22 protein-coding genes and 1 tRNA gene are annotated in these 22,084 nt (G+C 65.7%); 5 read left to right on the plus strand and 18 right to left on the minus strand.

Annotated features, from left to right (window positions below; genetic code table 11):
- Positions 1-35 precede the first annotated feature (35 nt).
- Positions 36-173 carry a hypothetical protein gene (locus NKH93_RS16215; RefSeq protein WP_352768894.1) on the minus strand — a complete coding sequence of 46 codons (138 nt, stop codon included), beginning with the start codon at positions 171-173 and terminating at the stop codon, positions 36-38.
- Here NKH93_RS16215 and NKH93_RS16220 point away from each other — a divergent pair.
- Complete coding sequence (locus tag NKH93_RS16220) at positions 172-1,284, plus strand: endonuclease/exonuclease/phosphatase family protein (RefSeq protein WP_352768891.1); 1,113 nt, start codon at positions 172-174, stop codon at positions 1,282-1,284. The two genes, NKH93_RS16215 and NKH93_RS16220, sit on opposite strands and share 2 nt — an antisense overlap.
- Before the next feature lie 7 nt (positions 1,285-1,291).
- Positions 1,292-2,020 (plus strand): hypothetical protein, encoded by a 729-nt coding sequence (locus NKH93_RS16225; protein WP_352539593.1) that lies wholly within the window; start codon positions 1,292-1,294, stop codon positions 2,018-2,020.
- On the opposite strand, the gene NKH93_RS16230 is transcribed toward NKH93_RS16225, so the two are convergent.
- The 4 genes from NKH93_RS16230 to NKH93_RS16245 form a co-directional block, all read right to left on the minus strand.
- Positions 2,017-2,259: a hypothetical protein gene (locus NKH93_RS16230; protein ID WP_023720771.1), complete on the minus strand. Its 243-nt coding sequence runs from the start codon at positions 2,257-2,259 to the stop codon at positions 2,017-2,019. The genes NKH93_RS16225 and NKH93_RS16230 overlap by 4 nt on opposite strands.
- Before the next feature lie 114 nt (positions 2,260-2,373).
- Complete coding sequence (locus NKH93_RS16235) at positions 2,374-3,591, minus strand: ABC transporter permease (RefSeq protein ID WP_352919464.1); 1,218 nt, start codon at positions 3,589-3,591, stop codon at positions 2,374-2,376.
- Between the two features lie 2 nt (positions 3,592-3,593).
- Complete coding sequence (locus NKH93_RS16240) at positions 3,594-4,304, minus strand: ABC transporter ATP-binding protein (RefSeq protein WP_352470209.1); 711 nt, start codon at positions 4,302-4,304, stop codon at positions 3,594-3,596.
- A 2-nt stretch (positions 4,305-4,306) separates the two neighbouring features.
- On the minus strand, positions 4,307-5,599 hold the full coding sequence (locus NKH93_RS16245) for an efflux RND transporter periplasmic adaptor subunit (RefSeq protein ID WP_352539596.1): 1,293 nt from the start codon (positions 5,597-5,599) through the stop codon (positions 4,307-4,309).
- 111 nt (positions 5,600-5,710) lie between these two features.
- On the opposite strand from NKH93_RS16245, the gene NKH93_RS16250 reads away from it, so the two are divergent.
- Positions 5,711-6,616, plus strand: a complete 906-nt coding sequence (locus NKH93_RS16250) for a PhzF family phenazine biosynthesis protein (protein ID WP_352681705.1) — start codon at positions 5,711-5,713, stop codon at positions 6,614-6,616.
- A 105-nt stretch (positions 6,617-6,721) separates the two neighbouring features.
- A tRNA-Lys gene (locus tag NKH93_RS16255) sits at positions 6,722-6,797 on the plus strand.
- A 423-nt stretch (positions 6,798-7,220) separates the two neighbouring features.
- On the opposite strand, the gene NKH93_RS16260 is transcribed toward NKH93_RS16255, so the two are convergent.
- Genes NKH93_RS16260 through cbiE form a run of 8 tightly spaced genes read right to left on the minus strand, consistent with a single transcriptional unit; the run spans position 7,221 to position 14,029 of the window.
- Complete coding sequence (locus NKH93_RS16260) at positions 7,221-7,640, minus strand: hypothetical protein (protein WP_352831137.1); 420 nt, start codon at positions 7,638-7,640, stop codon at positions 7,221-7,223.
- Between the two features lie 26 nt (positions 7,641-7,666).
- Positions 7,667-8,677 carry a nicotinate-nucleotide--dimethylbenzimidazole phosphoribosyltransferase gene (gene cobT / locus NKH93_RS16265; RefSeq protein WP_352919461.1) on the minus strand — a complete coding sequence of 337 codons (1,011 nt, stop codon included), beginning with the start codon at positions 8,675-8,677 and terminating at the stop codon, positions 7,667-7,669.
- Between the two features lie 24 nt (positions 8,678-8,701).
- On the minus strand, positions 8,702-9,475 hold the full coding sequence (locus tag NKH93_RS16270; protein ID WP_352919458.1) for an adenosylcobinamide-GDP ribazoletransferase: 774 nt from the start codon (positions 9,473-9,475) through the stop codon (positions 8,702-8,704).
- 4 nt (positions 9,476-9,479) lie between these two features.
- Positions 9,480-10,850, minus strand: coding sequence for a cobyrinic acid a,c-diamide synthase CobB (locus tag NKH93_RS16275; RefSeq protein WP_352919455.1), 1,371 nt, complete (start codon positions 10,848-10,850; stop codon positions 9,480-9,482).
- On the minus strand, positions 10,847-11,653 hold the full coding sequence (gene cobA, locus NKH93_RS16280) for a uroporphyrinogen-III C-methyltransferase (RefSeq protein WP_352919452.1): 807 nt from the start codon (positions 11,651-11,653) through the stop codon (positions 10,847-10,849). The genes NKH93_RS16275 and cobA overlap by 4 nt, the downstream gene beginning before the upstream one ends.
- Positions 11,650-12,414, minus strand: a complete 765-nt coding sequence (cobM, locus tag NKH93_RS16285) for a precorrin-4 C(11)-methyltransferase (RefSeq protein WP_352470218.1) — start codon at positions 12,412-12,414, stop codon at positions 11,650-11,652. The genes cobA and cobM overlap by 4 nt, the downstream gene beginning before the upstream one ends.
- A complete protein-coding gene (locus NKH93_RS16290; protein WP_352919449.1) occupies positions 12,411-12,791 on the minus strand; it encodes a cobalamin biosynthesis protein in 381 nt (126 codons plus the stop codon). Before NKH93_RS16290 ends, cobM begins: the two co-directional genes overlap by 4 nt.
- Positions 12,788-14,029 carry a precorrin-6y C5,15-methyltransferase (decarboxylating) subunit CbiE gene (gene cbiE / locus NKH93_RS16295; protein ID WP_352919446.1) on the minus strand — a complete coding sequence of 414 codons (1,242 nt, stop codon included), beginning with the start codon at positions 14,027-14,029 and terminating at the stop codon, positions 12,788-12,790. Before cbiE ends, NKH93_RS16290 begins: the two co-directional genes overlap by 4 nt.
- Before the next feature lies 1 nt (position 14,030).
- Between cbiE and NKH93_RS16300 the strand changes: the two genes are divergently transcribed.
- On the plus strand, positions 14,031-14,813 hold the full coding sequence (locus NKH93_RS16300) for a cobalt-precorrin-6A reductase (protein ID WP_352919443.1): 783 nt from the start codon (positions 14,031-14,033) through the stop codon (positions 14,811-14,813).
- Here NKH93_RS16300 and NKH93_RS16305 read toward each other — a convergent pair.
- Genes NKH93_RS16305 through NKH93_RS16325 form a run of 5 tightly spaced genes read right to left on the minus strand, consistent with a single transcriptional unit; the run spans position 14,777 to position 22,068 of the window.
- Positions 14,777-15,541 carry a precorrin-3B C(17)-methyltransferase gene (locus NKH93_RS16305; RefSeq protein WP_352919440.1) on the minus strand — a complete coding sequence of 255 codons (765 nt, stop codon included), beginning with the start codon at positions 15,539-15,541 and terminating at the stop codon, positions 14,777-14,779. The genes NKH93_RS16300 and NKH93_RS16305 overlap by 37 nt on opposite strands.
- Positions 15,538-16,296, minus strand: coding sequence for a precorrin-2 C(20)-methyltransferase (locus NKH93_RS16310; RefSeq protein ID WP_352817140.1), 759 nt, complete (start codon positions 16,294-16,296; stop codon positions 15,538-15,540). Before NKH93_RS16310 ends, NKH93_RS16305 begins: the two co-directional genes overlap by 4 nt.
- Positions 16,293-16,940 carry a precorrin-8X methylmutase gene (locus NKH93_RS16315; protein ID WP_502893717.1) on the minus strand — a complete coding sequence of 216 codons (648 nt, stop codon included), beginning with the start codon at positions 16,938-16,940 and terminating at the stop codon, positions 16,293-16,295. Before NKH93_RS16315 ends, NKH93_RS16310 begins: the two co-directional genes overlap by 4 nt.
- Positions 16,937-18,406, minus strand: a complete 1,470-nt coding sequence (cobG, locus tag NKH93_RS16320) for a precorrin-3B synthase (RefSeq protein WP_352919437.1) — start codon at positions 18,404-18,406, stop codon at positions 16,937-16,939. Before cobG ends, NKH93_RS16315 begins: the two co-directional genes overlap by 4 nt.
- Positions 18,403-22,068 (minus strand): cobaltochelatase subunit CobN, encoded by a 3,666-nt coding sequence (locus NKH93_RS16325; RefSeq protein WP_352919434.1) that lies wholly within the window; start codon positions 22,066-22,068, stop codon positions 18,403-18,405. Before NKH93_RS16325 ends, cobG begins: the two co-directional genes overlap by 4 nt.
- Positions 22,069-22,084 lie beyond the last annotated feature (16 nt).

Below are 22,084 nucleotides of genomic sequence, written 5' to 3' on the forward strand. Positions count from 1 at the left end.
TTCAGGCCCCACGCCCAGAAACCTCGGGGAAGAGCCTATTGATGGAACTTTCCATCTGAACGGAAGATGAACAAAAAGGTTCCGTCAACCATGGCGAGCGCGCGATCAATCAGAGCCTCCTGGTTTCTGCGCCCTTGTTTTCGGGCGCGCTTGCGGGCAAAGCTCAAAGCCATGTCGCTGCGCCTTGCCACCTTCAACGTCGAAAACCTGATGAACAGGTTTGATTATTCCGGATACCGCAATCAGCTCAACGAAGATCGCACACTGGCGCTTTTCGACATCCAGAGCGAGGCCGAATACAAGATGCTCGAGCAGGCGCGGGCGATCGCGCAGTCCGACGACACGCGCCAGTTGACGGCGCTGGCGATCGCGGCCACCCGCGCCGACATCATCTGCATGCAGGAGGTCGACAATATCGAGGCGCTGAAGGCCTTCGAATATGGCTATCTCTTCAAGATGGTGGGGCAAGGCTATCGGCAGAAATACACCACCGCCGGCAATGATTCGCGCGGCATCGACGTCGCCGTGATGATGCGCAACGAGACCGCGCAGGGCCAGCCAATCGAATTCGTGCGCATGACTAGCTACGCCTATGTCACGTTCGAGCAATTCGGCCTGCACACGGCGGAATTGGCAGCGCTTGGTCACCAGGCCAATGAACGCATCTTCCGACGCGACTGCCTGGAAATCGATCTGACGGTCGCTGGCGCGCCGTTGACGCTGTATCTCGTGCATTTCAAGTCGATGGGCTCGCCCCGTAACGGCCTCGACGGCCGCGAGGCGACAATGCCGCTGCGCATCGCCGAGGCGCAAGCGGTGCGCCGGATCATCGAGGAGCGCTTCGGCAAGGATAATGCCGCCGACAAGCGCTGGGCAATCTGCGGCGACATGAACGACTACCGGCAGCGCGTAAAGATCACTGGCGATGTTTTCGACGGCCATCGCTTCGAGGTGATCGACGAGACCCGGTCCTGCATCGACGTGCTCACTGCCGGCGGTTTTTGCGAAAACGCGGTCGAGCGGCGGCCGGAAATGGACCGCTGGACTTTCTATCACACGCGCGGACCGGAAGAGCGGCATCTCTGCCAGCTCGACTACATCCTTTTATCGAGGGCGCTAGCCAGGCAGAACGCCACCGCCGTTCCCGATATCATCCGTAGCGGACAGCCTTGGCGCACCATATTTCCGGCGGGCCAGGAGGTCGAGCGCTTCCCACGCGCCGGGTGGGACCGGCCGAAAGCATCCGACCATTGCCCAGTAGCAATTGCCCTCGACATGGTGTGAGACAGGCGTGAGTTTCGATTTGCCGCGCAACGTCATCCTGCCGGTCGATGCCATCGACGTCAGGCTCGATTCCGGCCCGCATCCGTTCGAGCGCGATCATGCCGACGCGATCGCGGCGAACTGGCGGCGTGAGACCGCGGCCAAGCCGGCGCTTTTCGACGGCACCGTGGTGCTGCTTTCCGCTCTCAGCTATCGCGACAATCGCCTAGTCGGCCGTTGCCATGCGGTGCGTTATTCGACCTTCATGCTTTGGCGCAGCAATCGACAGGTGCCTGGCGCCGAACATGCCTACGCGCACGCCATGCTGGTCGCCGGCGACAACGCGTTGGTGGCGATCCGTATGGCACCGCATACGGTCAATGCCGGGCGCGTCTACTTCGCCGCCGGTTCGTTCGAGCCAACCGATTTCCGCGACGGCATTGTTGACGTCGACTTCAACATGATCCGCGAGGTACTGGAGGAAACCGGGCTCGATCTATCAGGTGCGACACGCGGCAGGCGCCATTACGCCCTGTCGACGGCAACCGGCACGGTGATCTTTCGCCGCTACCGCGAGACGGCCTCCGCCGACGACCTCGCACAGCGGATCAGTGCATTCGTCGCCGCCGAATCAGAGCCTGAAATCGAAGGCCCTGTAATCATCCGCAATGCCGCCGATCTGCCGGACGGGCTGATGCCGCATATGAGACCGCTGATCGAATGGCACTTTGCGAGCGAGCAAGGTTTCCAACTCTAACGTCGTAGCCTACCTTCAATAGCCTTGCGGTCGTTGCGGGCGGCAACAAAATACAACAGCACGCCGAGACCCAGGAGCGCCCCCATCGCTGTTCCCATCGTCTGCCCAATCACCTGCTGGAAGTCAGCGGTGACGCGATCGGGATTCTCCATCCCATAAAGGATCAAATTCCACCAAAGCCCTGCCAAGGCGGCTTCGACGATCACAATCGCCAGAGCCAGTCGCGCTTTCTTGCTCATCCATTGTTCCCCCCTTAGTCCCCAACAGCATTGTTATCATTGCAGAATGTGCTGCGACAAGGGCAGGTTGCATAAAAAATTGGCAGCGTCTGAAGGCGACACTTGCTGCAATGCCTATTCATGCCTCAGCGCGTCGATCGGGTTAAGCCGCGCGCCGCGCAGCGCCGGGAAGAAGCCGAACATCATGCCGATCAGCGCGGAAAAGCCGACAGCAAGCAGGATGACCGCCGGGCTTGGCGCAAACGGGATCGTCAGCGTCAGCGAGGCGAGGCCGGCAAGGGCCAGGCCGATCAGGATGCCGATGATGCCGCCAAGCAGCGACAGCACGGTTGCCTCGACCAGGAACTGGATGAGGATGTGCTTTTCGTGGGCGCCGATGGCGAGCCTGATGCCGATCTCGCGCGTGCGCTCGGTTACCGACACCAGCATGATGTTCATAATGCCGATGCCGCCGACGAGCAGGCTGACGCCGGCGACGGCACCGAGCATGCCAGTCATGGTGGTGGTCGCGCTGGCCATGGCATCGGCGATCTGGGTCATGTCGCGGATCGAGAAATCATCGTCGCGGTCGGGCGTGATGCGGCGTGTGTCGCGCAAGATGTCCTCGACGCGCTGCTGCAGCACCGTGGTTGGCGTACGGTCGTCGGCGGCGACATAGATCGAATCGATGTCGCGATTGCCGGCAATGCGACGCTGATAGGCGGCGAGCGGCATCAGCACGACATTGTCCTGGTCCTGGCCGAAACCGGTATAGCCCTTCGGTTCGAGCAAGCCGATGATCTTGCAGGAAGTGCGGTTGACGCGGATGATCTCGCCTTCAGGGTCGCCGGCGCCGAAGAACTGCTGGCGCACCGTCTCACCGATGAGGCAGACGCCGGTGCCCGAGCGGGTTTCCGAATCGCTGAACGGGCGGCCCAAAACCAGCTTCCAGTCGCGGGCATCGAGATAGGCGCTGTCGGTTCCGGTGACGCCCGAGGTCAGGCTTTCGGTGCCGAAAATGACGCGCACCTGCTTTTGCGACGCCGGCGAGATGGCGCGCGAGCCGTCCAGATGCGCGGCAAGCGCGGTGAGATCCTTGTAGGCAAGAGGTCGGACGACCTGATCGAGCCCTCCAGGTCCGCCAGGCCCGGCCGGACGGCCGGAACGGATGACGAGCAGATTGCTGCCGAGCTTGGAAATGTCGGATTTGACCTTCTCGGTGGTGCCCGAGCCGATGGTCAGCATGGCGATGACGGCGGCGACGCCGATGACGATGCCGAGCAGCGTCAGGAACGAGCGCAGCACGTTGCGGCGGATGGAGCGGAGCGAGAGGCGAACGGTTTCCCAGATCATGGCTAGGCCATCTCGAGATTGGCTGTGTCCAAGGCGACATGGCCATCGAGGAAACGGATCGTGCGCTGCGCATAGCCGGCAACATCGGCTTCGTGCGTGACCATGGCGATAGTCAGCCCGAGCTCGCTGTTCAGCTGCATCAGGAGTTCCATGATCTCGTGCGTGCGTGCGGTGTCGAGATTGCCGGTCGGTTCGTCGGCGACGAGCAGCGTCGGCCTGGTGACGATGGCGCGGGCGATCGCCACGCGCTGCTGCTGGCCGCCGGACAGCTCGGCTGGCGTATGATGCTCGCGGCCGACAAGGCCGACCTCGGCAAGCGCCTGCATGGCAAGGCCGCGACGCTCGCGGGCACCAACGCCGCGGTAGATCAGCGGCAGTTCGACATTCTCCGCCGCCGTGGTGCGCGGCAAGAGGTTGTAGCCTTGGAAGACGAAGCCGACATAGAGGTTGCGCAGTACGGCGCGGCGATTGCGATCGAGACGGCCGGCGTCGATGCCTTCGAAGCTGTAGGTCCCAGCGGTCGGCGTGTCGAGGCAGCCAATGATGTTCATGGCCGTCGATTTGCCCGAACCGGACGGGCCCATAATGGCGACGAATTCGCCGCGCCTGATGGCGAGGTCGACGCCGGCCAGCGCATGCACCCGGGCTTCGCCCTGGCCATAGCTTTTCCAGACCTTGTCGAAGCCTATGAGGGTGGTCGCGCCCGATGCCACGATCAGCTCCGCTGCTGCGAGGCGGTAATGACTTGCGCGCCTTCCTCCAGGCCGGAGACGATCTCGGTCAGTTCTCCGTCTGTCGAGCCGACCCTGACGTTGACCGGATGCGGCCGCCCATTCTCCAGCACGTAGAGCGTGCGCGAGCCGTCGGTGGGCTTCGCCGCCGCCTGGTGCTGGCGGTTGCCGCCGGGGCGTCCCATGCGGCCGGTGAACAGGTCGGTGAGGCTCCAGCCGCGCTCCGCCGTCTGCGCCGGCCGGTAGCGGAAGGCGATCGATGGCACGGTGAGCACGTTCTTGGCCTGCTTGGTGACGACCGAGACGGTGGCTGTCATGCCGGGCCGCAACAGAAGCTCGCTATTGTCGACGTCGAGCCTTGCATCATAGGTAACGACACCGTCGGTGGTGACCGAGGCATAGGAAATGTCGCGGATTTCGGCGTCGAATGGCCGTTCGGGGAACGCGTCGACGGTGAAGCGCGCATGCTGGCCGGGTTTGACGGCGCCGATATCGGCCTCGTCGACCGCAGCCTTCAATTCCATGTTCTTCAAATCCGCGGCGATGACGAACAGCACCGGCGCCTGCAGCGAGGAGGCGACCGTCTGGCCGGGGTCGACCGAGCGCGTCAGTATGATGCCGTCGATCGGAGCGTAGATGGTACTCTTGGCAAGATCCGTCTGTTGCGCCTTGAGATCGGCATTGGCCATGGCGAGGTTGGCTTTGGCGATGTCAAGCGCCGCCTTCGAGCGGTCGCGGGTGGCGGTTGCCGCTTCGAGCGACTGGTCCGTCGCCATGCCGCGCTTGGTCAGTTGCGCCGCGCGCACCAGCGCCTTTTCGTTTTCGGCCAGGGTCACGGTGGCGTCCTCGACGCTCGCCGCCGCTGCCTTGGCGGAGGCCTGGGCGCGCTCGATCTGCACCTCCAGCTTTGCGGTGTCGAGCGCGGCCAGCACATCGCCCTTCTTCACCAGCTGGTTCTCGTTGACCGAAACCGAGCGGACGACGCCGGAGAGTTCGCTGGAAATATCGACCTGGGTGAGAGGCTGCAGCGCGCCGGTAGCCGAAACGGCGACGGTAAGGTCGGCCATGGCGGCCAGTGTCGTGGTATACTCGATCTTGGCGGGCGAGCCCGCATACCACTGGTAGCCGACGACACTCGCGGCGACGGCAAGCAGTGCGAACACTGCGTAACCCCAACCGCGACGGCGTTTTGTCTTCAGGCCCTGGTGGTCGAGCCCGAGCGCCGTCTCGATGGCGGAAGCGGATTCCGTCTTTGGCAGATTGACAATCTGGTCCACGCCGGACCCCTATGTTCAGTGATATCCCATCGGTGCACAAATCAGGCCTTATGGTTCAAAATTCAAATTAAATTTCGCTCATGTTTGGAATGAGGCAGAGGACTTACTGAGATGCAGCCGCGGAATTACTTGCTTTACGACGTATTCACCACCAACCGGCTGGCCGGCAATCCGCTGGCCGTGGTGCTCGACTGTGATGGGCTGGACGTTGCGACGATGCAGGCGGTGGCGCGCGAGTTCAACCTGTCCGAAACCGTCTTCGTGCTGCCGCCGGACAACCCGAAGCACCGGGCCCGCATCCGTATCTTCACGCCCGATTATGAAATGCCGTTCGCCGGCCACCCAACCGTCGGCTCGGCGATAGCGCTCGCCGAAATTGCGGGAGAGGCCGCCGGCATCTTCGTGCTCGAGGAGAATATTGGCCCGGTGCGCTGCGCTGTCAGCAAGCACGACGGTTCGACCTTTGCCGAGTTCGACCTGGCGAAACTGCCGGCGCAGCTGGCATTGTCGGCCGATCCCGAGGCGATCGGCGCGGCCCTTGGCCTTGGGCCGCACGAGATCGGCTTCGAGAACCACCGCGTTTCGTTCTGGTCGGCGGGCGTGCCCTACGTGACCATCCCCGTCGCCAATCTGGAGGCGGCCGCCCGGATCAGGCTGGACAACCAGGCCTGGTCGGAGCTCGCACCACGCAAGAGCGAATGGGCCTTCGCCAGCCCCTATGTCTATTGCCGCGAGACGGTGCATCACGACAGCGCCTTCCATGTCCGCATGATGGTGCCCGGCAATCCGTCCTACGAAGACCCGGCGACCGGCTCAGCGGCGGCCGCCTTCGCCGGCGCGATCATGCATTTCGACGGCCCGACGGACGGCGTTTCACAACTGTGGATCGAGCAGGGGCTGGAGATGGGCCGGCCTTCGCGCATTCGCCTCGAACTGAATGTCGAAGGCGGCAAACTGGCGGCCGCCCGCATCGGCGGCCATGCGGTGAAGGTGGCTGAAGGCAGGCTTTTTGTTTGACGGGCGCGGCACTTCGGCGATTTGTCGGGAAATGAATCCCGCGGGGCTGGACATGGCGGATATCGGCGGCTATATGCCCGCCAACGCCGGTTTTGCCGGCCGAGTGGGTGCGTAGCTCAGTTGGTAGAGCAGCTGACTCTTAATCAGCGGGTCCACAGTTCAATCCTGTGCGCACCCACCAAAAATCTCCAGGATTTGGTGGAAGGACCTTAACGAGCTGGGAACGCGAGACGGCGTTTTGCAGGTTTGCACGTATCAGCCAGCTGCGGTCGGCTCGCCCGACTATTGGATGGTGGGCCTCAGATAGGTCAGGATTGCTCGCGTTATGGCTATCACGCCGTCGACGGCATCGAAGTTTGTTTTGCTCTTGCCTGCGATCCATTCGAGTTCAGGATGCCTGGGCAGTCGAAGTGCATTGAATAGCGCCTCGCCCGAGAGACCGCCCAGTCCAAAGGATGTAGGTTCATCGTCTGCGTAGTAAGGAAAGTGAAAATCCAGCCGGATAGGCCCACCATATCCAAGCTTAAAGGTCATTATGACTGTAACATCGTGACCAAATCTGTTCTCAAAAATTCCGCAGAACCTAAGGTCCTTGGCATCATAGCTATGCCACTGCGTCGATAATCCCAAAGAATCCCCAAGCCCTGAGGGTATGCGCTTTCAGTTCTTTGCGATTGGGGAATTTTGCCTCTTCAGGATCGTAGGGAAGCGGTGGATCGATGTAGTCTGTCTCGGTTCGCCAATCTTCCGCGGCGCTGCGAAGATCTTCAAAAATCTGAACGATTCTCGGGTCTGTCTGCTCGCCAGAAAAGATTGAGATTCGCCATTGAGAAATCATCTCGCATAGCTCTTCGACCGTATGGCCCGATCGCTCTGCCCAATCCTCGGTGGCGAGTATCCACGGCGAATTGTATTTCAGCCCGGCAAAGGCGCCGCTCTTGCTGTCGAAATCTCTGATGATCCGAGCAAGAATATCGCGAAGCCCCTGTTTGGGGTCTCCGAAGATCTGTGAGCGTTTGTTCATCAACGCGATCCGCGCTTGGCTCCGCCTTACTTCTCCGACACGCCGGCCTCGGCGAAGCTTGCCATGCGGGCATGGCATTCGAGCGCCGAGCGGACGATGTTGACCGCCAGGCAAGCGCCTGAGCCTTCGCCGAGACGCATGCCGAGATCAAGCAGCGGCGGCAGACCGAGCGCTTCGAGCAGGCGGCGGTGGCCGGACTCGGCCGAGACATGAGCGGCCATGGTGTGGGCAAGGCCGGCAGGATGCAGCCCGGCCAAGGGTGCCGCGGCGGCGGTGCAGACGAAGCCGTCGAGCAGCACCGGCACGCCGAGATGGCGCGCCGCCAGTGTAGCGCCCAAGATCGCCGCAAGCTCGCGGCCGCCGAGGGCTGCCGCTACCTTCAGGGGATCGGCCAGCGCCGGGGCGTGGCGCTTCAGGCCGGCCTCGATGGCGATGATCTTGCGCTCGAGGCCGGCGTCGTCGACGCCGGTGCCGCGCCCGGACCATCTTTCCGCGCCGCCGCCGAACAGCGCGGTCGAGATGGCCGCCGCCGGCGTGGTGTTGCCGATGCCCATTTCACCGAAGCAGACAAGGTCGAGTTCCCTGCTGATCGCGTCGTAGCCGGCGGAGACAGCGGCGAGGAAGGCCTCGTCGTCCATTGCGGGCTCTTGCGTGAAGTCGCCGGTCGGACGGTCGAGGTCTAGCGGGATGACGTCCAGCTCCGCGCCGGCGACGCGGGCAAGTTGGTTGATGGCGGCGCCGCCGCCGGCGAAATTCGCCACCATCTGCACGGTGACCTCCGACGGGAAGGCCGACACGCCTTGCGCGGTGACGCCGTGATTGCCGGCGAAGACCAAGACCTTGACACGGTCGAGCTTTGGCATGTCGCGGCCCTGCCAGCGCGCCAGCCAGGCGACTATTGTCTCCAGCCGGCCAAGGCTGCCTTGCGGCTTGGTCAGCGTGTCCTGGCGGCGGGCGACGGCATTGGCCGCGGCGTCGCTGCCAATGGGCAGGTCGAGGCAGGCGGCGCGCAGTTCATCGAGCGATTTGAAAGGCATGGGGGCAAAATCTCCGAAACAGAGTCAGGAAAGGGAAATGGAAGCGACGAGCAGGATTGCGATCTCGCCGAGCTGCTGCAGGGCGCCGACGGTGTCGCCGGTCTGGCCGCCGATCTGGTTGAGGCAAAGCGCTCGAAACGCGGCAAACAAGAACGCAAGCAGGATGAGCGCGAACATGGCAGCACTGAACCCAAGCGCCAGCAGCGCGACGGCGCCGAGCACGGCACCGACACCCGCGGTTTCGGCGGTGACTAAGCCTGCATCAGCCGAGAGGCCGTCGGCGCGGGCCGGCGGCAGCAGGTGCATGAAGGCGCCGAGCAGGCCGCGCGAGCCCGCATGCGCGGCAATAAGGGCCCAGAAGACATGGGCCGGGCCGGCGAATCCAGAGAGCACGCTCCAGCGGATCAGCAGCGAGATGCCGAGCGCGCAGGCGCCGTAGGCACCGATGCGGCTGTCGCGCATGATCTCGAGTTTCCTGTCGCGCGTCTTGCCGCCGCCAAAGCCGTCGGCGACGTCCGAAAGCCCGTCTTCATGCAGGCAGCCGGTAGCGAGCAAGATCGCGGCAAGGGTCAATGCGGCAGCGGGAGCCGTGGCAAGGCCGAGCCTTGTGCCCACGGCGTAGACCAGCCCACCGACAACAGCAACGGCGAGGCCGGCAACGGGTGCAGCCCAGATCGCAGCGGCAAGGCTGCGGCCACGGAAGTCGGCTTGCGGCAGCGGCAGCCGGGTAAAGAAGACGAGGCAAAGCGCGATATCATCGAGAATTTGCTGTTGCGAGGGGATCTGGAGGTTGAGCATGATTCTATTCCGAAAACCGGCTACCACTTTTCGCTAACGCGGTCCTTCGGTTCGGGATCATGCTCTCGCCCCTCGCAATGGCATGGAAGAACGTGCCGCTGACATTGCCGCGCCGGTAGCCCGAGGCGCCGAGCGGATTTCCTTGACCGTCGGCGAGGTCGGCCAGCGGCTCGTCATTGCCGGTCGCAATCATCTGCGCGTAGTGGAATTCATGGCCGCGGATCAGCGTGCCTTGGCTGCCGAGCGGACAGCCGGACCGCAGCCGCGCCTCGCGGTAGCCGAGATTCATCTTGCGCTTGGCGAAGCTGGTCGAATGGCCGAGGAGGCCAAGCATCCGATGCGTCTCGCCCGACGCGTCCTCGAGCGCTTCGCCCAACACCATGAAGCCGCCGCACTCGCCGTGCACCGACCGCGTGGTGGCGAACCGAGCCATGCCGGCCCTGAAATTCGCCGCGGCCGCGAGGCGGCCGGCATGAAGCTCGGGATAGCCGCCGGGCAGCCAGCAGACATCGCAATCGTCGCCTGGCGCCTCATCGGTGAGCGGCGAGAAGGGAACGATCTCGGCGCCGGCCTTGCGCCAATGCGTGGCAACGTGCGGATAGAGGAAGGTGAAGGCGGCGTCCTCTGCCAGTGCGATGCGCTGGCCGGGCGGCGGCAGCGCGTCGTCGAAATTGCCTGGCGCGGGCGTGAATGGCGCCGCCAGCGCCATAATGGCGTCAAGGTCGAGCGAGCGCTCGACCATGTCGGCCAGCCGGTCGAGATGCGCCATCAGATTCTCATATTCGCCGGCCTGGACGAGGCCGAGATGGCGCTCGGGCAGGTTGAGCGAGGGATCGCGCAGGATGGCGCCGACGACAGGCAGGCCAAGTGCCTCGATGGCATCGCCGCATAGCCGGCGGTGGCGCTCGCTGCCCAGCCGGTTGAGCACGACCCCGGCCATGCGCACATCGGGGTCATAAATAGCAAAGCCCTTGGCGACGGCCGCCGCCGTGGTCGACTGTCCGGAGACGTCGAGCACCAGCAGCACCGGCAGGCCATAGAGCCGGGCGAGATCGGCGGCCGAGCCGGAACGGCCCGGAGCAGCAGGGATCCCGTCGAACAGGCCCATGGCGCTTTCGAGGAAGATGAAGTCGGCGTCCTCGGTCGCTTCGCCGGCCAGTGCGTTGAGCAGGGCGGGCGGCATTGCCCAGCTGTCGAGATTGACGCCGGACAACCCGGTGGCGGCGGTGTGGAAGCCGGGATCGATATAGTCCGGGCCGGATTTGGCGCCGCGCACTTTTAGGCCGCGCCGGGCAAGTGCGCGCAAAATGCCGATGGTGACGCTGGTCTTGCCCGAGCCCGAGCGCGGCGCGCCGATGATGATGGCGCGGGTCATGACTCACCCGCCAGTGCCGCGCGCATCCCGACGATCCCGCCGACGACGATCAGCGCCGGCGAGGTCAAGCCGGCTGCGGCCGTTTCCTCGGCAATCGTCGCGAGCGTGGCGACGACGATACGCTCCTGCGGCGTCGTCGCGGCAACGATGGCCGCGGCGGGCGTCGAAGATGGCAGGCCGCCCTCGAGCAGCGAAGCGGCGATCAGCGGCAGGTTGGCCATACCCATATAGATGACCACCGGCTGGCCGGTGCGAGCGATTGCCGCCCAGTCGAGATCATCATCGGTGCCGGCGGCATGGCCGGTCGCCAGGATCAGCGCCTTGTTGATGCCGCGCATGGTGCCGGGAATGCCGGTCGCGGCCAGCGCGCTGAGGCCGGACGTCAGGCCAGGCAGGATGCGGAACGGGATAGTTTCCCCGGCCAGCGCCAGCGCCTCTTCGCCGCCACGCCCGAAAATATAGGGGTCGCCGCCCTTCAGCCTGACGACGCGCCGGCCCGCGCGCGCCAGCCGGACCAGCAGAGCGGTTATGTCGTCCTGCTTCATCGACGGCTTGCCGCCGCGTTTGCCGGCATAGAACAGTTCCGCGCCCTCGGCGACGGCGACGACCGCGGGCGAGACCAGCGCGTCATAAACCAGCGCGTCGCACTGTCCGAGGGCGGCCAGCACTTCCAGCGTCAGGCAGCCGGGATCGCCAGGGCCGGCACCGGCTAGCCAGACGTGACCGGGCTCCAGCTGGCGCGGCTTGAAGTTCAGCCGGGTGAGCGCCTGCTCGACCGTAGTGTTTCTATTGCTGCCGCTCACAATCCGTCCCGTCCGCGAAAGCGCCGCTGGTAATGCGCGTCATACAGTGAACTTTCGCCAAAGCCTTCGGCCGCCAGCGAGCGGCCGACGAAGATGATTGCCGTGCGTTCCATCGGATCGGCGGCCAATTGCGCCTCGATGGTGGCCAGCGTGCCGGTCAGCACGCGCTCGTCCGGCCAGGAGGCACGGAAGACGACCGCGACCGGGCAGTCGGCGCCGTAATGCGGCGTCAGCTCGGCGACGACGCGGTCGATGGCGTGGATGGCAAGGTGGATGGCCAGCGTGGCGCCGGTGCGGCCGAAGCCGGCCAGCGTTTCGCCAGGCGGCATTTTCGAGGCGCGGCCGGAGATTCGGGTCAACACCAGGCTTTGCGCGACTTCTGGAATGGTCAGCTCGCGGCGCAGCGCTGCCGCCGCAGCGGCGAATGACGGCACGCCCGGCGTCAGCGTATAAGGAATGCCGTGCTTTTCCAGCCGGCGGATCTGCTCGGCAACGGCGCTCCACACCGAAAGATCGCCGGAATGCAGGCGGGCGACATCATTGCCGGCCGCGTGGGCGGCCAGATATTCGGCCTCGATCTCATCGAGCGACATCGGCGCGGTGTCGATCAACCTCGTTCCGGGCGCGCAGTGCTGTAACAGCTCCGGCGCGACGATCGATCCGGCATAGAGGCAGACGGGACAACTGCCGAGCAGTCGGCTGCCGCGCAAGGTGATGAGGTCGGCAGCACCGGGGCCGGCACCGATGAAGTGAACGGTCATGCCGCATCTCCGCTGATGGCGATGGCGCAGGTGACAGCGCCGAGCACCGTGCGCGGCCCGAGCAGTTTTGCGCCTTTGCCGGCGACGGCAAGCGCCGAGGCTTCGGAAACTGACGGCGTGCCGGCATGCTCCTGCGATAGGTCGGAACGGCTGGTCGTAGATGCGGCTTTGAGTTCGTCCTGCCCGACAACGATTACCGGAAGGCGGAGTTCGCGTCCGGCGTCGAAGATTGCCGCCTCATCCTGCTTGAGAGACGCGGTCGCGAGGGCCGAAAGCGCGGGCAGGGCAAGCCCGTGCGCCTCCAGCGCGGTTTCTACCGCGGCAAGCACGTCCGTTGCGCTGACGCCTTTGCGGCTGCCGATGCCCGCGACCATCATGGCTTGACCCAACTCCATTGGGTAACCGGCATAGCCGGCCGCCACGCCTGCATCGAACCGACCGGCGAAGCACGGGATATAGCAATGCGGGTGAGCTGACCGCCGTGCGCGGCGTGACGGGAAAGCAGCAGCGCCTCCATCTCCAGGGTCACCGCATTGGCGACGAGGCGGCCGCCGGCAGGCAAGGCATCCATGGCTCCCTCCAGCACGCCGGCATCGCTGCCGCCGCCGCCGATGAAGATCGCCGCGGGCGTCTCCAGCCCGGCAAGAGCTTGCGGTGCCGAACCTTCGACGACGGTGAGACCGGGAACGCCGCAAGCCGCGGCGTTGCGTCGGATGCGCGCGGCGCGGGCCGGATCGGCCTCAACGGCGATCGCGCGCATGGAAGGATGGGCCAGCATCCATTCGATGCCGATGGAGCCCGATCCGGCGCCGATGTCCCACAGCAGTTCGCCGCGCCTTGGCGCGAGAGCGGACAGGGTGACGGCGCGCACTTCGCGCTTGGTGATCTGGCCGTCATGCTCGAACAGATGATCGGCAAGTCCCGCTGTCAGCGGCACGATGCGCGCTTGCGAAGTCGATTCAACTTCGATCGCGAGCACGTTGAGTGGGTTGATCTTTTCGAGGTCGAAGGCGCCGGCGCTCGCCGAGCGCAGCCCTCCGTTCGGTCCGCCCAGCGCCTCCAGCACCGTCAGCCGCGAAGCGCCGAAGCCGAGCTCGGTCATAAGACGGGCAATCGCTGTTGGCGCATCGCTGTCCGAGGTCAGCGCGAGAATGCGGGTGCAAGGATGCAGCAACGGCCGGATCAGGTCGAGTGAGCGGCCGTGCAGCGAAATGGTCTCGACGTCCTGCAACGCCCAGGCCAGGCGTGAGGCGGCCAGCGAAAAGGCCGAGGGCGCGGGGATCACCCGCATATCCTCTGCCGCGACCTTGCGGGCGAGGGTGACTCCGACACCGTGGAAGAGGGGATCGCCGGAGGCCAGCACGCAGACGCGTCTGCCGGAGAGCGCCAGCACGCCGCGCATCTCGGCATCGAAAGGTGTCGGCCAGGCGCGCGCTTCACCTTTGGCGAGCGACGCGACGAGGGCAAGGTGGCGCTTGCCGCCGAAGACGAATTCGGCCTCCGCGATCAACCGCTTGGCCTCGTCGCCGAGAGCCGCTACACCGTCCTCGCCGATGCCGATGATCGTGAGCCACTTTGAGGTGAGCTTGGCGCCGCGCGGAGCTTCAGCAGGCATAATGACCCACCGCATACTGATCCTCGGCGGAACCACCGAAGCCCGGCAAATGGCCGGAAAGCTGGCCGCGCGCGCGGATATTTCGGTCATGCTGTCGCTGGCCGGCCGCACCGAAAACCCGGCCGCGCAGGGGGTGCCGGTGCGGGTCGGCGGCTTCGGCGGTGCCGGCGGGCTGGCGGCGTATCTCCGCCAGAACAAGATCGACCTGCTGATCGACGCCACGCATCCCTATGCGGCGCGAATCTCCGCCAATGCGGCGGAAGCAGCGCGCATGACCGGCGTGCCTATCGTTGCGCTCAGGCGTCCCGGATGGGAGGCGGTCGAAGGTGATCGCTGGATGTTGGTCGACACCGTTGCCAGCGCGGTGACGGCTTTGGGACCGGTGCCGCGCCGCGTGTTCCTGGCGCTCGGGCGACAGGAGGTCGCTGCCTTCAAGGCCGCTCCCCAGCATCATTATCTCATCCGCAGTGTCGACCCGGTCGAGCCCAGGCTCGCTGTGCCCGATGCGACCTATCTCTTGGCGCGCGGGCCGTTTCGGGAAGTCGACGAACATGCACTGCTTCTGCAACACCACATCGAAGTCGTTGTTTCCAAAAACAGCGGCGGCGAGGCGACCTACGGCAAGATCGCGGCGGCGCGAGCGCTGGGAATCGAGGTGGTGATGATCCGCAGGCCGGCGCTGCCGGACGTCACGTCGGCTGAGACCGTCGAATCTCTTGCCGCGATGGTCGATCATGTTCTGGTCGGTCATGTTCTTGGGCCCGCTGCCGAACGCGGCGTGTAGACCAGCGCGGCCTTGTCACCCCGCTTGATGATCCTGGTTTCCGGCGAGCCGATGATGATGCAGGTCGACATGTCGGCCTTCGCGGCATCGGCGTCGGCCAGCAGAAAAACCTCGATGCGCTCGTCGGGACGGCCGGCGGCACGGCCGAAGATCACCGGCGTGGTGCCGGGCAGGATCGCAGCAAGGCATTCGAAGGCGCGGCCTAGCTGCCATGGGCGCGCCTTGCTGATCGGGTTGTAGAGCGCGATTACGAAGCCAGCGCCGGCTGCCGCCAGCAGGCGTAGCTCGATCAGATCCCACGGCTTCAGATTGTCGGACAGGGAGATGGCGCAGAAATCATGGCCGAGCGGCGCGCCGATGCGGGCGGCGACGGCGAGCATGGCGGTGATACCGGGCACGATGGCGATGTCGACCGCGCGCCATTCGGGTGGGCCCGCCTCCATCGCCTCGCAGACGGCCGCGGCCATGGCGAAGACGCCGGGATCGCCGCCCGACACGACGGCGACATCGTGGCCTTCCGCAGCCTTGAGCAGCGCGTCCCTGGAGCGCGCGAGTTCCTCGCGATTGTCGGAAGCGACGCGAATCTGGTCGGGGCGCAGATCGAGCCGGTCGAGATAGGGTTTATAGCCGTAGAAGAATTTTGCCTCGGCAACGGCGCGGGTTGCCTCCGGCGTCACCTGGTCGGCGTTGCCGGGCCCGAGGCCGATGACAGTGAGGCGGCCGCTCATGCTTCGGCTTTCAATGCGCTTGGCCGGCCCGACCAGCCGGCCACCAGCACGATGGCGAAATAAGGCGCCTGGTCGTCCTTTTTATCGGCCAGCCGCATCGAGACGCCGCCCGGCATGGTGCCGCGCTCGACATAGATGGCCCGCGCCAGCTTGTCGGTTGCCTCCAGCGCGCGCCTGATCTTGGGCAGGTTGCGGCCGACCTTCATGATCACCGCAGCGTCGGTATCGGCGAGGCGACGCGTCAGCTCGAATTCGCTCATGGTGCCCGGCAGCACCGTCAGCACGTCGTCACCCTGGACGATAGGCAGGCCGGTCGCCGACCAGCAGCCGGACATGGCGGTGACGCCGGGAATGACTTCGCTCGGAAAGCGGTGCGCCAGCCGGACATGAAGATGCATGTAGGAGCCGTAGAAAAGCGGGTCGCCTTCCGAAAGCACAGCGACCATCCTGCCGGCGCTGAGGTGCGCGGCGACCTTTTCGGCCGATTGCTCGTAGAAATCGGTTATCTGCGAGCGGTAATCGCTGTGGTCCTTGTCGATCTCGGTCGTCACCGGGTAGAGCAGCGGCAGTTCGATCAGATCAGGGCGAAAATGCGCGCCGACAATGGCGCGCGCATTGCTGTTGTTGCCGCGCTTGGCGAAATGCGCGACGACATCGGCCTCGGCGAGCGCGCGCGCTGCCTTCAGCGTCAAGAGTTCCGGGTCGCCGGGTCCGGTGCCGACGCCGACAAGCCTGCCTTTTGCAATCGTATTCATAGGCCCGGCCTCGCCAATGCATTGAGTGCGGCGGCGGTCATGGCGCTGCCGCCCAGCCGGCCGCGCACGATGGCGTAAGGCACGCCATAGGAATTTTCGGCCAGCGCATCCTTCGATTCGGCGGCACCGACAAACCCGACCGGCATGCCGATGATCGCCGCCGGCTTCGGCGCGCCGTCGCGCAGCTTTTCCAGCAGATAGAAAAGGGCTGTCGGCGCATTGCCGATGGCGACGACCGAACCGGCCATGCGCTCGCCCCACAGGTCGATCGCGGCGGCCGAGCGGGTGTTGCCGATCTTTTTCGCGATGTCGGCGGTCCGCGGATCGCGCAGCGTGCAGATCACCTCATTGCCGGCCGGCAGCCGGGCGCGCGTGACGCCATGCGAGACCATCTGCGCATCGCAGAAGATCGGCGCGCCGGCCGCCAGCGCCGTGCGCGCGGCGGCGACGAAATCGCTCGAGAAAACGAAGTGCCTGCAAGCATCGACCTGGCCGCAGGCGTGGATCATGCGGATAGCGATTTCGGCCTCGGCTTCGGAAAAGCGCGAAAGGTCGGCCTCGGCGCGGATAATGGCGAAGGAGCGCTCGTAGATCGCCGTGCCATCATGGATGTAGTCGTAGGCGTTCTGGGCGGGCATGCTCATTCCTGTCGGTAGATTTCGGTGATGCCGGCCGCGCCGAGCCTTGCCAGGCAGGCGGCAGCAGTCTCGCCGGAATGTCGTGCGCTGCGGATCGCCGCTGCAACGCGGCCGATGCCGTGCGCGGCGTCGTAGCCCGGCCTGTATCCGGCGGGCAATGCCTTTGCCGTCCCGTCCACGACAAGTCCGGCTCCGTTTTCGCCACCGACCAGGGTCAGCGCCGCCGGACCGGGATGGGCACAGCCCTTGGCGCAGCCGGAGATGTGCAGCGTCAGCGAGGAATCAAGGATGTCGCGGTTTTCTGTAGCGATGATCTCGGCGATGTCGCGGGTGGCGATCCGGCCGGAGGCGCAGGCGGGTGCGCCGGGGCAGGTGGCGATCCTGGTGCGCGGATCGGCTCCGTCGGTGACAAAGCCGAGGGCTGCGGCGGTTTTCTGGAGTGAAAGACATGCGGCTGGGGAGAGGCCAAGCAAAAGCAGCGCGCGACCCGGCGCCAGGCGGATTTCGGTGGTGCCGAGGGTGAGGGCGTATTGGGTGAGATTGATAAGTTTTTGCGCTGGTATGCTGCCGAACGGCAGACCGATGCCGAGGGAGGTACTGCCGGCTGCCAGATCGAAAACTCCGATGGGCCGGCGATCCTTCGCGCCCCCCTCTGTCCTGCCGGACATCTCCCCCTCTAGGGGGGAGATTGCGCCTTCGTCTCCGATTTCGCCAATCGCCGAAGGTGCTGGGGGGAAGCCGCCGGCGAAGCTGCCGATCTCCCCCCTTGTGGGGGAGATGTCCGGCAGGACAGAGGGGGGCGCGACGGATCGCCAACTTGCGAGAGATCTCAGCTGCCTCGCCGTCAAATCCCGCGCATGGGCATCGCGGCCCTTTTCGGCAACCATCCTGAGAATGGCGACGGCGATGTCACAAGCCGCATCTTCCTCGGACATCGCCAGCGGCGTGGCACCCTGCGCATCTCCGGCGAGCGATACCCGCCACTTAATTCCGTCGGCGGCCCGCACCCCGACCAGCCTGACATCGGCCGTAACCGCATCCATCGTCAGTTGCCCGCGGCCGTCAACAATCACCGACACCTTCGGGCCAAGGCGTTGCGTAACACCGGCGTCCTCAATTGCCGCCCGAATCCGCTGCGCCATTGGGCGCGGGTCGGCTATCTCCTCCTGGTCGAGCCCGGCCAGCGGGCCGGTCTCGACCGGCACGCCGGTGCGCACCGCGATGCCGAGCACATCGACCTCCATCGCCAGCAGCCGCGCGCTTGCCGGCGTCAGGCCGCGGATCTGCAGGCTGCCGCGGGCGGTCACTTCCATGATACCGTTGCCATGGCGCAAGGCGGATTCGCAGAGTCCGATCCACGATTTCGGCAACAGTCCTCCAGCGACCGGATTGAGCCGCACCAGCAGCCCGTCGCCGGTCTGCATCGGCGCGGACAAGGCAGGGCAGGCGCCACGGAGCGAGAAAGCGTTCATGCCGCCACTCCCAGCGCTTGCGCTTCGGCAATCAGTGCGGCGAGATCGCCATCGATCGAATTGCGCAGCGGATGCCAGAGCCCGCGCCGCCGTGCCGACAGCAAACGCTCGGCGATCACCTTCGCCGCCGCCGGGTTCTCGCGCAGGATGAAGGCGCGCACCACGGGGTCGCCAAGATAGGCGTCGTGCACCGCCTCGATCAGCGTGCCCGATATGGCATGGGTAGTCTCGGCAAAGCCGACCAGCCGGTCGACCGTCTCGGCGAATTCCGAGGCGCCGCGCGGCCCGTGCCGCAGCTGGCCGGCGATGAAGCGCGGGTTGACCGCGCGGGCGCGAACTACCCGGGATACGGCCTCACTGATCGAGCGCGGCTTCGGCTTTTGCGGGTCCGTGGTGTCGAGCACGATCACGTCGGCGTTCTTGCCGAGCGCGGCAAGCGCTGCCGAAAAGCCGCCGATGAAGGCGACGTCGGCCGAGCCTTCGAGGATGTCGCGGCCGGGGTCGTCGCCGGTATGAACCAGAAGGTCGGCCTCGGCGAGGCGATCCTCGAACGCGCCGGGCGCCGAAATGCCTTTGCCCTCGGAGCCGCCATAGGCGTGCGAGGTGGCGGCGAGATAGGTGCGGCCGATCTCTTCGCGCGCGGCCCAGTCGCCGCTCGACAACAAGTCCTCGACGCCCGCGCCGTAAGTGCCCGGCGAGGTGCCGAAAATGCGCGGGCTGATCTTGCCGTCGATGCGGGTCCTAGCGGCGAGCGGGTTTTCCGAATCATCCTCGTCGCGGGTCGCCACCGCGTTGGCCGCGGCGTCGATCAGCGCGATCTGGGTCGGGAACATGTCGCGGAACAGGCCCGATATGCGCCAGATGACATCGATGCGCGGACGGCCGAGTGTTGCCGGCGGCAGCACATCTATGCCGGTGATGCGGCCGGTGGCGGAATCCCATTGCGGCCGGCAGCCCATCAGCGCCAGGCCTTGCGCGATCTCCTCACCGCCGGTGCGCAGCGAGGCCGAGCCCCACAGGTCGATGACCAGCGAGCGCGGCCAGTCGCCATGCGATTGCATGTAGCTGCGGACCACTTCTTCCGCTGCCACCTTGCCCAGATCATAGGCGGTCGGCGTCGGCATGGTGCGCGGGTCGGCGGTAAACAAATTGCGGCCGGTGGGCAGCACATCGCTCCGGCCACGCGCCGGCGCACCGGCCGGACCGGCAGCGACGTGGCGGCCGTCGAGGGCGGCAAGCAGCGCGGTTTTTTCAGCTGCCGCGCTTTGCCGCCGCAACGGATCAGCCTCGCCTTCCGGCGAGCGGCCGTAAATGTGCAGGCCGTCCTTGATGGCGAAATCCTTGAGATCGCAGAGCCAGGCGTCGATGCGGCGCAGCGCTTCGTCGGGGACGTCGGTTTGGGCAACCCCGGCTTCCGAGGCGAGGCCGGTCTTTTCCGCCGTCTCGACGATCAGCTTCGCCAGGCGGTCGCGGCGGCGGCGGTCGAGCCCGTCGGCCTGGGCATATTCGTCAACCAGTCGTTCAAGCCGGTGCTGGTTTTCGTCCAGCCCGGCGCCGGTCAGCGGCGGCGGCAGATGGCCGAGCGTGACGGCGGCAATGCGCCGCTTGGCCTGCGCTGCCTCTCCCGGGTTGGAGACGATGAAGGGATAGATGACGGGCAGGGGACCGGTGACTATCTCGGGAAAGCAGTTTTTGCTGAGCGCCACGGTCTTGCCGGGCAGCCACTCCAGCGTGCCATGGGCGCCGACATGGACAATTGCATGGATGCCGAGCGACTTGCGCAGCCAGAGCCCAAAGGCGACCAGCGCATGGCGCGGCGGCAGCGTCGGGTCGTGATAGTCGGCGCGGCGGTCGGCTGAGCGCCCGCGGTCAGGGGCGAGTGCCACGGTGACGTTGCCGAAGGTGGCTGTGCGGAAGGCGAATTGTTTTTCGCTGACCAGCAGCGAAGGTTGGCGTTCTGTCGCGCCCCCCTCTGTCCTGCCGGACATCTCCCCCTCAAGGGGGGAGATTGCGCTGTTGTCTCTACTTTCGCCAATTACCGAGGGCCTTAAGGGAGAGCCGGTGGCGGAACTGCTAATCTCCCCCCTTGAGGGGGAGATGTCCGGCAGGACAGAGGGGGGTGCCTCGCACAAACCTGTCTCATCTTCTGGATTTCCCCATGCGGCTTCCACCGCAGCGATGGCCGACGGCGGCAATTCCGTCGAGAAGGTCAAATACTCCTTCAATGCCAGCCCTTGGCTGTCCTTTTCCAACGCATCCAGCAACTCGCGCGGCGTTTGTGGAATGCTTTCAACGGCGTAGCCCTGTTCGCTGAGGTCGCGCAGCATTGCCAGCACGCTGGACGGCACGTCGAGACCAACCGCGTAGCCGGTGCGACCGGGGGCGCTCGGATAGTCGGGGATCAGGATGGCGAGCTTGCGCTCCGCACGCGGCGTCCGCTGCAGGCGCACGAAGGCCTCGACACGGTTCGCCACTTGCGCCACGCGGTCGGGCTCAGGCCGGTTGGCGAAGGCGCGGAAGGCCAGCGCCGGGTCGGTTTCGCTTTCGCCCTTGAATGAAATGGCGCCGGCCAGGATGCGGCCGTCGAGCTCGGGCAGGACGACATGCATGGCAAGGTCGGCGGGCGCCAGGCCGCGCTGATTGGTTTGCCAGATGTCGCGGCGGGTGGTTGCGACGATGACCTGGAACACCGGCACGCCGGCGCGGTCGAACAGGGTTTCAACGCCGGGCTCGGCACCCGAGGCGAAAGCTGTGGCGGTGATGATGGCGGCAGGCTTCAGGGTTGCGAGCGCGGTTTCGACAAAGGCGAGCGACGCCGGGTCCTTGAGGCTGGAGACGAACATAGGCACGGGAACCATGCCGCGGTGGCGCAGGGCTTCGAAAAGCGCGTCGATGGGCGCGACATCGGCCGCGAGCAGCATCGAACGGTAGAAGAGAATTGGCACGACGTCCCCCTCCCCCTCGAGGGGAGGGTGGCCCGCACGGCCGGGTGGGGTCGTCACGGCAGTGGTCGACGTTTTGTGTAGGCGCGCTTCGGAGAGGATCCCGCCCCCGGCCTGCGGCCGGACCCTCCTCTCGAGGAGGAGGGGGACGCCGCGTTCTGCGACCCCCAGTCCCGGCTCGTAAAATCCCGCCTTTGGCACGCTGACAGGTTCGGCTACAGCCGCACCCGATCCAGCGAGACTTGCCAGCCTCTGCACCAGCGCCGTCATATTTGCCGGTCCGCCCTCGCGGAAATAGCCAAGCAGGCCGTCCAACTCCTCGCGCGGCAGCGTCGAGCCTTCGATCAGCCGCAAATCCTCGTCGTGGCTCTCGCCCGGCAGCAGCGCCAGCTTGATACCGCGATTTCGCGCGATAGCGGCGAGCTGGTCGCAGCCATAGCGCCACCAGTCATAGCCGCCGAGGATGCGGACCAGAATGACCTTGGCGTGGCGGGCGACGCTGTCGATCCACAGGTCGACGGACATCGGATGGCGCAGGTCGCGCAAGGCGGCGAGCCGCATCGACGGCAGGCGGTGCGCATCTGCCCTCCACGCCGCCGCCAGCCCGGCCAGGTCGCTGTCGGTGAAGGACAGCGCCACGACATCCGCAGGCGTTTGCCTGAGATCGACAGGCTCGGCGAGATCGTCGAGCGAGGCGGATGTGGTGGTGAGGATGTGCATCGCGGCTCGTACCTGG

Source organism: Mesorhizobium sp. M0954 (assembly GCF_040319155.1).
Classification (GTDB): Bacteria; Pseudomonadota; Alphaproteobacteria; order Rhizobiales; family Rhizobiaceae; genus Mesorhizobium.